Source organism: Arthrobacter sp. 18067, assembly GCF_902706295.1.
GTDB lineage: Bacteria > Actinomycetota > Actinomycetes > Actinomycetales > Micrococcaceae > Arthrobacter.
Window position 1 is genome coordinate 24,558 of record NZ_CACSJJ010000009.1, and the last position, 15,029, is coordinate 39,586.

13 protein-coding genes are annotated in these 15,029 nt (G+C 64.2%); 1 reads left to right on the top strand and 12 read right to left on the bottom strand.

What is annotated here, in order from left to right:
* Positions 1-53: 53 nt before the first annotated feature.
* From GVL04_RS10430 to hemE, 10 genes are all read right to left on the bottom strand, one after another.
* The gene (locus GVL04_RS10430; RefSeq protein WP_159703596.1) at positions 54-1,331 is read right to left on the bottom strand and encodes a glycoside hydrolase family 3 N-terminal domain-containing protein; all 1,278 of its coding nucleotides are present in this window, start codon (positions 1,329-1,331) and stop codon (positions 54-56) included.
* A gap of 111 nt (positions 1,332-1,442) precedes the next feature.
* Positions 1,443-2,762: a glutamate-1-semialdehyde 2,1-aminomutase gene (gene hemL / locus GVL04_RS10435; RefSeq protein ID WP_159703599.1), complete on the bottom strand. Its 1,320-nt coding sequence runs from the start codon at positions 2,760-2,762 to the stop codon at positions 1,443-1,445.
* A gap of 43 nt (positions 2,763-2,805) precedes the next feature.
* Positions 2,806-3,885: an LLM class flavin-dependent oxidoreductase gene (locus GVL04_RS10440; protein ID WP_159703602.1), complete on the bottom strand. Its 1,080-nt coding sequence runs from the start codon at positions 3,883-3,885 to the stop codon at positions 2,806-2,808.
* Positions 3,885-4,865 (bottom strand): porphobilinogen synthase, encoded by a 981-nt coding sequence (gene hemB, locus GVL04_RS10445; protein ID WP_159703605.1) that lies wholly within the window; start codon positions 4,863-4,865, stop codon positions 3,885-3,887. The genes GVL04_RS10440 and hemB overlap by 1 nt, the downstream gene beginning before the upstream one ends.
* Positions 4,862-5,740 (bottom strand): uroporphyrinogen-III synthase, encoded by an 879-nt coding sequence (locus GVL04_RS10450; protein WP_159703608.1) that lies wholly within the window; start codon positions 5,738-5,740, stop codon positions 4,862-4,864. The genes hemB and GVL04_RS10450 overlap by 4 nt, the downstream gene beginning before the upstream one ends.
* Positions 5,727-6,725, bottom strand: a complete 999-nt coding sequence (gene hemC / locus GVL04_RS10455) for a hydroxymethylbilane synthase (RefSeq protein ID WP_159703611.1) — start codon at positions 6,723-6,725, stop codon at positions 5,727-5,729. The genes GVL04_RS10450 and hemC overlap by 14 nt, the downstream gene beginning before the upstream one ends.
* A complete protein-coding gene (locus GVL04_RS10460; protein WP_159703614.1) occupies positions 6,722-7,945 on the bottom strand; it encodes a ferrochelatase in 1,224 nt (407 codons plus the stop codon). Before GVL04_RS10460 ends, hemC begins: the two co-directional genes overlap by 4 nt.
* Positions 7,942-8,643, bottom strand: coding sequence for a hydrogen peroxide-dependent heme synthase (gene hemQ / locus GVL04_RS10465; RefSeq protein ID WP_159703617.1), 702 nt, complete (start codon positions 8,641-8,643; stop codon positions 7,942-7,944). The genes GVL04_RS10460 and hemQ overlap by 4 nt, the downstream gene beginning before the upstream one ends.
* Positions 8,644-8,715: 72 nt before the next feature.
* The gene (gene hemG, locus GVL04_RS10470) at positions 8,716-10,185 is read right to left on the bottom strand and encodes a protoporphyrinogen oxidase (RefSeq protein ID WP_159703620.1); all 1,470 of its coding nucleotides are present in this window, start codon (positions 10,183-10,185) and stop codon (positions 8,716-8,718) included.
* Positions 10,186-10,190: 5 nt separating this feature from the next.
* The gene (hemE, locus tag GVL04_RS10475) at positions 10,191-11,306 is read right to left on the bottom strand and encodes a uroporphyrinogen decarboxylase (RefSeq protein ID WP_159703623.1); all 1,116 of its coding nucleotides are present in this window, start codon (positions 11,304-11,306) and stop codon (positions 10,191-10,193) included.
* 158 nt (positions 11,307-11,464) lie between these two features.
* Here hemE and GVL04_RS10480 point away from each other — a divergent pair, with 158 nt between their 5' ends.
* Positions 11,465-12,787, top strand: coding sequence for a glutamyl-tRNA reductase (locus GVL04_RS10480; protein ID WP_159703626.1), 1,323 nt, complete (start codon positions 11,465-11,467; stop codon positions 12,785-12,787).
* 8 nt (positions 12,788-12,795) lie between these two features.
* Here the strand turns inward: GVL04_RS10480 and GVL04_RS10485 are convergent, their stop codons facing one another.
* Both GVL04_RS10485 and moeB read right to left on the bottom strand, forming a co-directional pair.
* Positions 12,796-13,782, bottom strand: a complete 987-nt coding sequence (locus GVL04_RS10485; RefSeq protein ID WP_159703629.1) for an SDR family NAD(P)-dependent oxidoreductase — start codon at positions 13,780-13,782, stop codon at positions 12,796-12,798.
* A gap of 39 nt (positions 13,783-13,821) precedes the next feature.
* Positions 13,822-15,024, bottom strand: coding sequence for a molybdopterin-synthase adenylyltransferase MoeB (gene moeB, locus GVL04_RS10490; RefSeq protein WP_159703632.1), 1,203 nt, complete (start codon positions 15,022-15,024; stop codon positions 13,822-13,824).
* Positions 15,025-15,029: the final 5 nt, after the last annotated feature.

Here is a 15,029-nt window from a genome sequence, read left to right on the forward strand (position 1 = left end):
GACAGATGTTGAGAACCCCGCCTTCCATGTGAAGGCGGGGTTCTTTGCTTTGCTCATTGCCCGGCTTTGACCCTAAGTACCGTCAAGGCGGCAGCATCCACTTTTGCCCGGAACGCGGGCTCGTTTTGCGCCTTCTTCACCACGGCTTGGTGCATTAAAGGAATAGCCGCAGGATCCGCGCACACCAGCATGGTTCCACCGGCGCCAAAGAAGTTCAGGGCACGGTCCGCATCGGACCAGGCTTCCAGTTGCGCGGCGCTGCAGAGATCATCCGAGAGAACGATGCCTTTGAAGCCTGCATCGGCACGCAGCATGGTGTCCATGACCGTCGGGGAGAACGGCGCAATGTTGGCCGGATCGATCTTGTCGTAGAACGCGTTGGACACCATCACCCATTGCGTGCCCGCCTTAATTGCTGCGTGGAAAGGCTCCAGCGCGGGATCGTTCCGCGTGGTGGAGGTGTCCCGGACATCGCTGGAGACGTCCGTGTTGGGAACAACCCTGCCCAAACCTGGGAAGTGCTTCACCACCGGTGCGACACCGGCGTCCTTCATGCCGTCGGCAAAAGCATTGCCGAGTGAGGAAACCGTCGCGGGTGCATAGCCATACTCGCGCTGAAAGTGGCCGATCGGGGCGTTGGACGGCGCGAACTCCGGGCTGGTTACCGTGTCCAAGACTGGAGCAAGGTTGACGTTGACGCCAACGCTGCGTAGCTCCCTGCCCCACGTTGCAGCATCGGTGCGGAGCTTGGCCGGACCGGAGGATGCCTGCATCAGGGCAGTGGGGATCGTCGAGAATCCAGGGCCCGAAAGAACCTGGACGTACCCGCCTTCCTGGTCGGTGGCCACGTAGAGGGGTATTCCGCCGGTGGTGGCGGCCGAAACCGTTCCCGTCAACGCGGACACAACGCCGGCAGTAGCGGCAGAGCCTGTTTTGCTACGCCCACTCAGGTAGACGTTGCCGGTGTGATATTGCTTCAACGCCTGCATGGTTCCTGGCTCAGCGCCGGTGGCCTTGGCTGCCACCATGAACAACTGGCCCACGCGCTGCTCAAGGCTTAAGGCAGCCAACTGTTGCTCGGCCACGGCGGGAGCGCTTGTGGTCGGCGAGGCAGAGGGCGAAGGAACCGTAGACGGCTTTGTTGGCGGCGATGAAGCGGCGCTGGGTTTCGGGGTGCCTGACGGGGTGGAGGGGGAAGCCGACGGCGTCCCTTCCGCTGAGGATTGGGCGGTGCTTCCGCTACCGGTTGAGCAGCCCGACGCCATGGCGACGAAAGCTCCAGCCGCCGCGATGCTCATACCGAGGGATGCAATTGTCTGGATCTTGCGCATGGTAAACCGTTAGTTCGTTGGGGTTGGGTTTCCAACTATGAGCCTACCCCGTGGGGACGCAACAATGCCCCGGGCAGCTGACGCGCGCAGCTGCCCGGGGCATGAGCACGATCAGGCGGTAGCGGCAGCCGCAGCCTTTGCAGCTGCCGGGAGGGCATCGACGATGCGGTTCATCGCGGCGTCGTCGTGGGCCGCTGACAGGAACCAGGCTTCGAAGACGGACGGCGGAAGGTAAACCCCGGAGTCCAGCATGGAGTGGAAGAACGGCGCGTAGCGGAACGTCTCCTGGCCCTGGGCATCGTCGTAATTGTGGACGCCGTGGGCCGAGGTGCCGAAAGCAACGGAGAACAGGTTTCCGGCCCTCTGGATGGAGTGGTCCACGCCCGCAGCGTCCAGGGCCGAAGACAGCGCCGCCGAGAGCTCCAGGGAACGGGCATCCACGAATGCGTAGACCTCAGGGGTGGCATTTGTCAGCGTTGCCACGCCGGCGGCCATGGCAACAGGATTCCCGGACAGCGTGCCCGCCTGGTAGACAGGGCCTACAGGAGCGAGGTAATCCATCACGTCGGCACGGCCGCCAAGTGCCGCTGTCGGCATTCCGCCACCGATGACCTTGCCGAAGGTAAGCAAGTCCGGCGCCCAGCCTTCCTGGCGGCCCGTCAGCCCCCAGTAGCCGGAGTAGCCGGTGCGGAATCCAGTGAGGACTTCGTCAAGGATGAGAAGGGCACCGTGTTCCTTGGTGATGCGGGACAGCCCTGCGTTGAAGCCCTCCCCCGGGGTGACAACGCCCATGTTCGCCGGAGCGGCTTCCGTAATGACGGCAGCGATGTTGTTGCCGTGGGCAGCGAAAGCAGCCTCGACGGCGTCGAGGTCGTTATACGGCAGAACCAAAGTCTCAGCTGCCGTAGCTGCCGTGACACCGGCCGAACCCGGCAATGCCAGTGTGGCGACGCCGGACCCAGCGGCGGCAAGCAGCCCATCAAGGTGGCCGTGGTAGCAGCCAGCGAACTTGATGATCAGGTTACGGCCAGTGAAACCGCGAGCCAGACGTACCGCGGTCATGGTTGCTTCAGTACCGGTGGAGACCATGCGCAGCCTTTCGACGGCGGACACGCGCTCCTTGACGATCGCCGCAAGATTGGCTTCATCCGGCGTAGAAGCACCGAAGGACAGCCCGCGGTCCACTGCTGCGTGGACGGCGTCGAGTACTGCCGGGTGCGCGTGGCCCAGCAGCGCCGGCCCCCAAGAGCACACGAGGTCCACATATTCCTTGCCGTCGGCGTCCGTGAGGTAGGCCCCCTTGGCCGAGACCATGAACTTCGGGTTTCCGCCGACGGATCCGAAGGCGCGGACCGGGGAGTTGACGCCGCCGGGCATAAGGGACCGCGCGCGGTCGAAGAGCTGATCGGAGACAGGGGTGTTTGAAGTCATGGTTCCTATTCTTTCAGTGATTCATCCGCGGCAAGGCCGCAAGCTACGAGGCGTCAGCCAACAGCTCGGCGACGCGCGGGGCCACCTCGGTGCCGTAAAGCTCGATGCAGCGCATCATGGACTGGTGCGGCAGAGTTCCGTTGCTGTATTTAAGGTCGAAGCGGTCCACTCCAAGGTTGCGCTTCAGCAGGACGATCTTTTGCGCGACGGTCTCCGGAGAGCCCACATATAGCGCGCCCTCGGGGCCGCACATGGCATCGAACTCACCCCGGTTACCCGGACCCCAACCCCGTTCGGCGCCGATCCTGTTGCGCTGCTCAAGCCAGTGCGGGAAGAGCTCCTCACGGGCGGCCTCATCCGTATCGGCAATGAATCCGGGTGAATGGGTTGCGATCTGGCGCATCGGGTGGCCGTACTTGCCCATGGCTTCGCGGTACAGGTTCACCAAGGGGGCAAAGCGCCGGGGCTCTCCCCCAATGATGGCGAAGATGATCGGGTACCCGTATTCAGCACAGCGCAGAACGGACTCAGGCGTGCCGCCCACACCGATCCAGGCCGGCAGAAGATGGTGCTGCAACCGCGGGTAGACCTGGAGTCCACTGACGTTGGGCCGCGTCCGCCCTTCCCAGTGGACGGGTTTCTGCGCGCGCACCTTGTCGAACAGCTCAAGCTTTTCCTCGAAGAGGACCTCGTAGTCTGCCAGGTCCAGGCCAAACAGCGGGAAGGACTCCACGAACGATCCTCGCCCCAGCATCACCTCAGCCCTGCCGTTGGCGATGGCATCCACGGTTGCGAATCTTTGGAAAACACGGATCGGATCATCGGAGCTGAGGACCGTGACGGCCGATCCCAGGCGAATCCGGGACGTCACAGCGGCTGCGGCACCAAGGAACACTTCGGGCGCCGACACTGCAAAATCACGGCGATGGTGCTCTCCCACGCCAAAAGCATGGATCCCGACGGCGTCAGCCAGCTTTGCTTCCTCCAGCAACTCGCGAAGCACGTGGGCATGTTCCTTGGGGTTTCCCTCGGCGTCCAGCCCCGCGTCGCCGAAGGTGTTCAGGCCGAGCAGGATCTGGTTGGCCGCTACGGGCGCAGTGGGATCGGAGGGAACGGAGGTCATCAGGACTCCTTCAGCCAGCCTGCCAGTTCGGAGGCCCAGTAGGTCAGGACGGTATCGGCTCCGGCACGCTTGATCCCGAGCACGGATTCGGTAATGGCACCACGCCTGTCGATCCAGCCGTTGGCGGCAGCCGCTTCGATCATGGCGTACTCGCCGGAGATTTGGTAGGCCGAGACCGGGACGGGGCTCATGGCTGCGACATCGGCAAGGATATCGAGGTAGCTCATGGCGGGTTTCACCATCACCATGTCCGCACCCTCTTCGAGGTCCAACTCAACCTCCAGGATGGCTTCACGGCGGTTGGCTGCGTCCATTTGGTAGGTCCGGCGGTCACCCTTGAGCTGGGAATCAACGGCTTCCCGGAACGGGCCGTAGAAAGCCGACGCGTATTTGGCGGCATAAGCCAGGACCGCGGTGTTCTTGTTGCCGGATTCCTCCAGCGCCTGGCGGATCACGGCGATCTGGCCGTCCATCATTCCCGACGGCCCCAACACGTGGGCGCCTGCCTCAGCCTGTGCCACGGCCATCTGACCGTAGATCTCCAAGGTCGCGTCGTTGTCCACGTAGCCGTCAGCATCCAGCACACCGCAGTGCCCGTGGTCGGTGAATTCGTCCAGGCAAACGTCACCCATGATCACCAGGTCATCGCCGACTTCCGCTTTGACATCGCGGATGGCTTTGTTCAGAACACCTTCAGGGTCGAGGGACGCAGTGCCCTGCGCGTCGCGTACCGCGGGCACGCCGAACAGCATGATGCCGCCCACGCCCAGCTCCACGGCTTCGGCTGCCGCCCGCTTCAAGGAATCGGTGGTGTGCTGGACGACTCCAGGCATGGAGCTGATGGGGCTGGGCTCAGTGAGTCCTTCCCGGATGAAAGCCGGCAGGATCAGGTCTGCGGGAGCCAGTCGGTTCTCGGCAGTGAGCCTGCGCATGGCGGGAGTTGTGCGCAAGCGGCGGGGACGATGGTTTGGAAAGCTCATTGCGGTTTCCCTTCGTTGGCGAAAACAGATTCCAAGGCGGCCACGATGCCGTCCGGGGTTGGTTCTTTGGCTGTGGCAGCGACGGTGAGACCGAGGCGGGCGGCCTCTGCCGCCGTCGGGCGCCCTATCGCGATCAGACGGCAGGCGCCCAAGGACGGGAACACCTTTGCGATGCGCCGTGCGGCGCTGGGTGAGGCAGCAACCATGGCATCGACTGTCCCGGCCCCGAGCGCTGTCAGTGCGTCTGCCGGGGTGAGGATCGGCGCCAGTTCAGTTTCGGAAGTCACGACGGCGGCGGGCAGTTCCGCTTCCAGCGTCCGTCCCGTCCGGGCTGGGTAGTCGACAGTCCGGTACGCAACCACCGTGGCCACTTCTGCACCCTTCGCCGCCAAACCTTCCCGCAGGCCCGGTGCCGCGATATCAGCCTGGGGCAGCAGCACTCGTACCAGGCCCGCTTCCCACACAGCAAGCAATCCTTCTGCAGACTGGATTTCCGCAGGGGCCAGGGCAACGGTGAGGCCAACGGATTCGAGGACGTCCCTGGATGATGGGCCGATGGTCGCCACCTTGGTTCCGGCAGGGACGAGGTCCGCAAGGGACTTCCCAAGCCTTGCAGCTTTCGCCAAAAGAACCCGCACTGTGGTGACGCTGCTGATCACCAGCCAATCGAATTCTCCGGTGGCCAGCCGGTCAAAGGCGTCATCGAGGGAGGTCTGGTCCTCAGCCCGCTCAAAATCGATCAGCGGCAGCACCAACGGCGTGGCGCCCAAGCTGCCAAGGAGTGATGCCAGCGGCCTGGCACGGTCGGCGCTCCTGGTGATCAGGATGCGCCGACCGTTCAGCCCCAACGAATCATGCAGTTCAGGACGCGGCAAGGTCCGCGATCTCCGCGGCGCCGGCAGCGAGCAATAGCTCTGCCACTTCGATGCCGAGCAACGTGGCGCCGACGTCGGTCAGCCCATCCGTGGCCTTTTTCTCGCGGACAGTCTTGGTGCCATCCACGGCGCAGACAACAGCTTCCAAATGCAGCATGCTGCCCTTGCGGAAGGCATAGGCGCCGACGGGTGCGGCGCAACCGGCTTCGAGCCTGGCAAGGACGGCACGTTCGGCCGTTACGGCCAGCCGGGTGTCGTCGTCGTTCAATGCTTCCAGTGCTTGGGCCAGCACGCCGTTGGAACCTTCAGTGGTTCCTGCCTGACGCGGAGCATCCTCAGTGCGGCACTCGATGGCCAGCGCCCCTTGTCCTGGTGCGGGAAGCATGACGTCCGTGGCGAAGAACTCGCTGACAGTATCCAGCCGGTCGATTCGTTCCAAGCCAGCGGCAGCCAGCACCACAGCATCCAGATCGCAGGACTTGCCGGGAACAACCTCATCAGTGGCATTTCCGGGGAGCCCCGGGACGCGTCCAAGGCGGGTGTCCACGTTTCCGCGGATGTCCAGCACTTCGATGTCAGGACGCGCTGCCCTGAGCTGGGCAGCACGTCGTGGGGAGCCTGTGCCCACTCTTGCCCCACCTGGAAGGTCTGCAAGGGTCAACCCATCGCGGGCACACAGTACGTCCCTGACATCAACGCGCTGGGGCGTCGCAGCAATGCTGAGGCCCAAAGCGGCCCCGGTGGGCAGATCCTTCAGGGAGTGCACGGCGACATCGCAGCTGTCAGCCAGCAGCGCGTCGCGCAAGGCTGCGACGAACACGCCGGTGCCGCCCATTTGGGAAAGGGAGCCGGTCTTGACGTCGCCTTCGGTCTTGATGTGCACGAGCTCCACCGGGAAGCCGCCAACCGCAGCCAACTTGTCTGCCGTCTGCTGCGTCTGCGTCAAAGCCAGCTTGCTGGCCCGGGTGCCGATGCGAACGGTCACTTTGCTGCCTCCGAAGCCGGGTAGGCATCGTGGCCGATACCAATGGTGGTGCCAACCTCTGCAATGACGGGCTTGGCGCCTCGGAAGTTCTCGCAGCAGTTGGGCCGGCACACGTCGTACCAAGGTCCAAGGTCCGTGACGTGCGGACGGTCGGCGATGTTGTTCTCCACCGTCCGTTCGCAGATCAGGTCCACCAGGCCGGACACGAAGGCCGCATGCGTCCCCGGGGTGGGAACACGCGTGGCTTCGATGCCCAGGTTCTTGCAAGTTTCCAGTGCCTCGGTGTCGAGGTCCCAGGCAACTTCCATGTGGTCACTGACGAAACCAAGCGGCACAATGACCACACCGCGGACGCCTTCAGGGGCAATTTCCTCAAGGTGGTCGTTGATGTCCGGTTCCAGCCACGGGATGTGCGGCGCACCGGAACGGGACTGGTACACAAGATCCCAGGCGACGTTCGGCGCCACAACATCCATGATGGCCTTGGCATTGGCCAGGTGCTGGGCCGCATAGGCGGAGCCTTCTGCGAACTCGCGCGGCTCGTCGTCGGACCTTCCGGCCGCCTCGGCATCCCTGGTGGGAATGGAGTGGGTAGCGAACAGCACGCGGATCCTGGAATCCGGGTCGGTTTCGCCGGCGGCGGCAAGCTTGCCACGGATCTCTTCAAGACCCGCTGCCGTGCCTTCAAGGAACGGCTGGACCACGCCGGGGTGGTCGAAGTACTGGCGGATCTTGTCCACCTCAAGCTTGCCGTCCAGACCGGTTTCCGTCAGGGCAATGCCGATGTCTTCGCGGTACTGGCGGCAGCTGGAGTAACAGGAGTAGATGCTGGTGGTGAGCATCAGGATCCGGCGGTGTCCGGCGTCGTACGCGTCCTGCAGGACCGGCGCGATGTAGGGATCCCAGTTGCGGTTGCCCCAGAGAACCGGCAGTTCAATGTCCCGCTTGGCCAGTTCAGCCTCGATGGCGGCCTTCAGCTCACGGTTCTGCTGGTTGATGGGGCTGATCCCGCCAAAAGCGCGGTAGTGGTGCGAGACCTCTTCGAGGCGCTCGTCCGGGATACCCCGGCCACGGGTGACGTTGCGCAGGAAGGGGATGACGTCATCCTGGCCTTCGGGACCACCGAAGGACGCGAGCAGCACGGCATCGTAGCGCTTGGCTTCCTGGCGGCCACGCTCAGTGATGGCGTTGGGTGCGGTGGACACTACGGGACTGGTCATGCCAGAACCTCGGCAATCTCGGCCGCCGTGACGCGGCGGCCCGTGTAGAAGGGGATTTCCTCGCGCACGTGGTGGCGTGCCTCGGTGGACCGCAAGTGACGCATCAGGTCCACCAGGTCCACCAGCTCCGGTGCTTCGAGGCCGAGGATCCATTCCCAGTCGCCCAGGGCAAAAGAGGAGACGGTGTTGGAGATGACCTGCGGGAATTCGCGGCCCAGCATGCCGTGGTCGCGGAGCATCTTGCCGCGTTCTTCCGTCGGAAGCAGGTACCACTCGTAGGAGCGCACGAACGGGTAGACACAAAGCCAGGTGCTGGGCTCAACCCCGCGGGCGTAGGCGGGCACGTGGCTCTTGGAGAACTCGGCTTCGCGGTGCACGCCCATGGCGGACCAGACGATGTCGGTTCCTGCAAAGAGCTTGCTGCGGCGGATGGAGCGGACTGCGGACTGCAGGTCTTCCGGCTTGGGTCCGTGGAGCCACACCATGATGTCAGCGTCCGAGCGCATCGCCGAGACGTCGTAGCTACCACGCAGGATCACGCCGCCTTCGGCGAGCTTCTCCGCAAGGGCTTCGAATTCCTGGGCAGCATCGCCGCTGCGCAGGACGTCGGCCGAGCGCTTGAAGACCGTCCACAGCGTGTAGAACTGTTCTTCGGTTTCAGCAGTTTTAGTGACAGATTCGGCAGAAGTGTGGCTCATGGTTCAAGTTTGCCCCGTGCCAGCCCCTAAGTCGAAACGGATCAGTTCTACAACGCGTAGAAGTGACACAAATCACAGATGGGAGGGCTTTTGGGCCAAACCCGTTGCCAGCTGCACCCGGGTATCTGCCACCACGGCCGCCAACCCATTTCCGGCCAGCCAGCCGCCCACGACAGTCAAGCCATCCACCTCGGCACATGCCTTGCGCACCTGCGCTACGCGCTGTTTATGACCGACGGCGGCAAAGGGCAGCGCGCCGGACCAGCGCACCACATCCCAATCAACAATGTCCGCACGCGATACCGGAACCGTCAACAATGCTGAAGCGTCTTCCAGAGCCGCGTCCAAGAGGGACCCGTCGTCCATGACCGATTCGACTCCCCCACCGGCCTCTTCGCGCCGTCCATAGGAAAGGCGCAGGACGTGGGTCCCCGGACCGGCTTCCGCAGCCAACCAATCCCACTTGGCAGTCGCGTGCGTCAGCGCCTTGGCTTTGATTCCGGGGGTCTGCGGCGCCACCAGGATGCCTGTACCCCTGGGCCTTCCATCCAATTCCGGCAGGTCCACCACCATCGTCACCAGGCTCACCAGCGGCCCCGGTGCGGGACGTAAGCCGGACAGCTCCGGCACGGACGGCTGCAGCAGCCCGACGGCGGCAGGACCGTCGAGCGCGACAACCAACCGGCCGGCGTCGTACGTGGAATCGCCCGCGGTGACCCGCCAGCCATCGTGTGTCTTCACAACCGCATCGGTGTGTTTGCCGGTCAGCAGTTCGACGCCATGCTTCTGCAGGTCGGCGACCAACGCAGCCACCAGCGTGTTCATGCCACCTTTCAAGCCGGCGACGGCGGACCCTGCCTTTGCTGGACTGGAAGCGGAGCCGGTGGCGGGCTTGCGCTGAGCCGCGACAGCGGCAGCAAGCGAACCATGCTTACGGAGTCCTGCCCGGAGCCCGGGCGCGACCATGTCGACATCCAGGAGGCCTGGATCGGCGGAGTGAACGCCACCCACTACCGGGGCCACCAAGCGCTCCAGCACCTTTTTGCCCATGCGGGCACGAACCAACGAGGAGACGCTTGTGACCTCGGCAGAGGCTCCAACCGATGCCGGCAGCCAGCGGTCCATGGAGGCCCTGATGGCGCCGATCAGCCCCAGGGATCGGCGGACTTCCGGATCCCAGGGATTAGCTGGAATTCCCAGGACGCCCGTCTTCGGGAGTTCCTGCGGGCCATCCGGCAATTGCACCCACGCACCTCCGGGGTGCGGGGAAACGATAAGGTCCGCCAGGCCGAGTTCACGCGCCAAGTCGGCTACAGCCGGAGACCGGGTGGCGAAGGACTCGGCACCGCTGTCAAGGTGCAACCCCGCCACGACGTGGCTACCAACGCAACCTCCCCACTCCTGGCGCGCCTCCAAAACGGTGACGGAAATGCCCGCCAAGGTGAGTTCCCGCGCAGCGAGAAGGCCCGAGATACCTCCACCCACCACGACAGCCGTTTCCTTGGGTGGGTGCGTCTTTGGAGTTGAGTGTCCCCCGCGCATCGGCCCTACTCTGCGGGAATCGAGTGGATCAATTCCACGACGCGGGTCAGGACCGTCGGGTCCGTCTCCGGAGGAACGCCGTGGCCGAGGTTCAGGACATGGCCCGGGGCGCGCGCGCCTGCGGCGATGACCTCGCGGACATGTGCTTCAAGCACCTCCCACGGCGCCGAAAGCAGCGCGGGATCGATGTTGCCCTGCAGCGGCACAGTCCCACCAAGACGACGGTTGGCCTCGTCCAGGGGCAGGCGGTAGTCGACGCCCACCACGTCCACCCCGACATCACGCATGGCGACGAGGAGTTCGGACGTGCCCGTGCCGAAGTGCACCAGCGGAGCGCCAAGGCCCCGGACATGGTCCAGTGCGCGTTCCGAAGCCGGTGCCACGTACTTGGTGTAGTCGGCCAGGCCCAGCGAGCCCGCCCATGAGTCGAAGAGCTGCGCGGCCGAGGCGCCAGCCTCAAGCTGCGCCTGGAGGAACATGCCGGACGTATCGGCTGCCCAGTTGGCCAACGCTGTCCAGGTTTCAGGATCGGCGTGCATCATGGTGCGCGGGCCGAGGTGGTCACGGGATGGCTTTCCCTCAACCATGTAGGCCGCAAGAGTGAACGGTGCACCGGCGAAACCGATCAGCGGCGTTTTGCCGAGTTCGGCTACGGTCAGGCGGACAGCTTCACGGATCGGCTCCAGTGCTTCCCACGTCAGCGTGGGAAGCGCCGCCACGTCCTCGGCTGTGCGTACGGGCTTGTCCAGGACGGGTCCCACACCGGGGACGATGTCCACGCCCACACCAGCAAGCTTCAAGGGGATGACGATATCGGAGAAGAAGATTGCGGCATCCACGTCGTGGCGGCGGACCGGCTGAAGCGTGATCTCAGCGGCCAGCTCGGGCCTCAGGCAGGAGTCCAGCATCGCAACGCCCTCGCGCACTTTCAGGTACTCGGGCAGGGAACGGCCGGCCTGGCGCATGAACCAAACAGGCCTGCGGGACGGTGTGCCACCGCGGTAGGCCGTGATCAGCGGTGAGTCCGAGGTACGGCCGTCCTTCAGCGGGTGGTTGGCGCCGAGGGTTCCCGCCGGGGCGGTGGAGGCCGTACTGTTGGATGCTGCCGCGCTAGAAGTCATGCCTTCGATTGTGCCGAAGATCCGGGGCAAAAGATAACGACAAGCTGTCACGTCGCGCCCCGCCCGGGCCGTTGTGGCCGGGATCACTCGCCTGCGTGTGGATCACCACGGCGCCACATTGTTCTACCGGGCTACGAAAAAGCTATGATTGGGGTGCTGTGGTTCTTTTCTCATTGGTGGCTACACACGCCGACATCGACCTCGAAACTGTCGCTCAGTTGAGCAACGGTTCCTCTGGGCTTGCCTCCGCGGCCCTCACCGATTCCCCTGTGGTTTCCGGAACGGTGGTGTTGGCCACCTGCAACCGCTACGAGGTTTATGGGGAAACAGCCAATGGGGCCGACCTTGAAGCAGCCCGTTCCGCCCTCGTTTCACAGATCAGCGAGCTGAGTGGCCTCAACGAGCAACTCGTTTCCCGCTCCTTCGCCACACACACTGGAGCCGATGTCACCAGGCACCTCTTCGCAGTGAGTGCCGGCCTGGACTCCGCGGTAGTGGGCGAACGGGAAATTGCTGGCCAGGTACGCCGGGCACTGATTACCGCCCAGCAGGAAGGCACCGCGAGCTCCGGCCTCGTCAGGCTCTTCCAGGCGGCTTCCAAGACTGCCAAAGATGTCGGTGCGCAGACTGCCCTCGGCTCCCGCGGCCTCTCCATCGTCTCCGTTGCGTTGGACCTCGCCACCGACCTCGCCGAAAACGATGATTGGTCCACCAAGCAGGTAGTGGTCTTCGGAACCGGGGCCTACGCCGGCGCCACAATGTCGCTCCTCAGGGAGCGCGGCTGCACCGACGTCTCCGTCTATTCTTCCTCCGGCCGCGCCGAAGGCTTCGTCGCCACCCGCGGTGGAACCGCGCTCGACGCCGACTCCCTCCCCGCTGCTGTTGCCGCAGCTGACGTCATGATTGGCTGCAGCGGTTCCGACAATCGGGTTGAGGCAGCTGACCTGGCCCGCGTCCGGGAAAACTCACGCAAGCCATTGATCGCGATCGACCTCGCCCTCACCCATGATTTCGACCCCGCTGTGGGCGAACTCGACGGCGTTGAGCTCCTGACGCTTGAGTCCGTTCGTCTCGCCGCGCCCCAGGAACAAGCGGAGTCGCTGTCCCAGGCCAGCGCAATCGTTACCGGGGCTGCCGCGTCCTTCGAGTCCGAGCGCGAGGCCCGCTCTGTGGACACGGCCATTGTGGCGCTGCGACGCCACACCATGAATGTCCTGGACGCCGAGATGGAAAAGGTGCGCGCCCGCCACGGTTGTACCGCTGCCGCCGAAGAGGTGGAGTTCGCGCTGCGCCGCATGGTGAAGCAACTCCTCCACATCCCGACGGTCCGTGCGCGCGAACTCGCCGCCAACGGCCAACAAGACGACTACGTAGCCGCCCTTGAAGCCCTCTACGGCATCCAGGTGGAACAGCCGCGGTCAGCAACCCCGGCCGCGGAATGCCCCGTGGACCACCAGCAACTCCGCTCCGAAAGCGCCTGACCCAACAGCTAGGCGAAGGCGTTCACGCCCGTCATCCCAGCGGACAGCTCCCACAGTTTCCTTGCCGCGTCCTTGTCGACGGCGTGGGCGTCCACTCCCTGATACCGCGCCAGCGGTGATTCCTTGTCCGTGGGGTGGGCGATATCGCAGTCCTCACAATAGACCCCGCCTCTGCCGTCCAGTGTTTTGGACGTAGCAGCCCACACCGAAGTCGCTGCACCTTGTTCCGGGGTCTTGAAACCCTCACGAAGATTGCCCTCGGCGTCCATCCAGCCTGCGGCCACCATCTCTTCTTTGGGCAAGTGACGTTGCAGCTCGGTCATGATCCCCCCGGGGTGCACCGCGAAGGCACGCACGCCGAACTCCCGGCCCAGCCGGTCCAACTCGACGGCAAAGAGCGCATTGGCGGTCTTTGCCTGGCCATAGGCACGCCATTTGTCGTAGCCGGTAGTGAAGCTGATGTCGTCGAACCGGATGGAGGACAGCTTGTGGCCGGTGGAGGACAAGGCAACAACGCGGGCGTCTCCGGAAGCTGCCAAGGCCGGCCAGAGAACGTTGACCAGCGTGTAGTGCCCCAGATGATTGGTGGCGAACTGCGCTTCCCATCCCGGCCCCACGCGCTGCTCCGGGCTTGCCATGATCGCGGCGTTGTTGATCAGGATGTCCAGGGTGCTGTGCCCCTTCAGATAGCGGGCCGCAAAATCCTTCACGCTCTCCTGGTCTGCCAGATCCAATTGATCAATCTGTACGTCGTTGGCAAGACCGGCCTCCGCAAGGACGGCTCGGGCGTGCTCCAGCCTGCGGGCCGGAACCGTCACCCGCGCTCCGGCTGAAACCAGGGCACGCACGGTTTCCAGTCCGAGGCCTGAGTATCCGCCGGTCACAATGGCGGTCCTGCCTGAGAGGTCAATTCCCGACACAACGTCCATTGCCGTGGAGCCGTGTCCGAATCCAGATCCAAGGGGTTGCTGGGGTGTATCCGTGATTTCGCTCATGGTTGAGCTTCCCAGACGCACCGGCCAGGCAGCAACGAACTAGTAGATCGGCTTCCCGGGCTCCACGTCGCGGACCCAGGCGAGAATACCGCCGTCGAGATGCCGGACGCGGCTGTAGCCCGCCTTCTGCGCGGCTTCCAGCACAGCAGCGGAGCGCGTACCGGCCTTGCAGTGGAAGATGATGTCCTTGTCCAGCGGCAGGTCCACCCACGCCTCACCGGAGAGAATCCTGCCCTGCGGAATGAGGACGGAACCGTCGATTCTCACGATGCTGTACTCACCGGATTCGCGGACGTCCACCAGCTCGAAGTCCTTGTCCCCCGCCTCCCGTTCAGCCAGCAGTCCGGCGAGTTCCTTGGCCGACACGGTGTGGTCCCGGTCAGTAGGCGCCATGGGCGTCACACCACAAAAAGCCTCGTAGTCAGTGAGTTCCGTGATGGGGGCGGCTTCCGGATCCTTCGATACCCTGATCTCGCGCCAGCTGCCGCCCAGGGCGTCAAAGAGCGCCACGCGTCCCAGCAATGAACGCCCGACGCCGGTAATCAGTTTCACCGCTTCGGTCACCATGAGCGATCCAACCGCTGCACACAGCATGCCGAAGACGCCGCCCTCACCACAGGACGGAACGGAGCCTGCGGGAGGGGCTTCGGGATACAGATCCCTGTAGCTCGGGCCGTGCTCGGCCCAGAAAACACTTACCTGGCCGTCAAAACGGAAGATGGAACCCCACACGTACGGTTTGCCGAGAATTGTTGCGGCATCGTTCACGAGGTATCGGGTGGCAAAGTTGTCGGCGCCATCCAGTATGAGGTCGTACTGCGCAAACAAGTCCAGGGCATTGGAGGCGTCGAGACGAACGTTGTGCAGCACCACGTTCACCAGTGGATTGAGTTCGGTGATGGCATTGCGGGCGGACTCGATCTTGGGAATGCCCACGTCCTTGACGCCGTGGATGACCTGGCGCTGCAGGTTGCTGAGGTCCACGACGTCATCGTCCATTATGCCGAGCGTGCCTACACCGGCGGCCGCCAAATATAACAGGGCCGGGGAACCAAGTCCTCCTGCGCCTATGACGAGGACTTTCGCATTCTTAAGCCTGCGTTGGCCCACGGCGCCGATTTCCGGAATGATGAGATGCCGGGAGTATCGCTCCACCTCGGCCGGCGTGAGTTCGGCGGCAGGTTCAACGAGGGGCGGCAGGACAGTGGGCGCAGCAGTGTGGGCAGCAACAATTGAGGCCATACCCC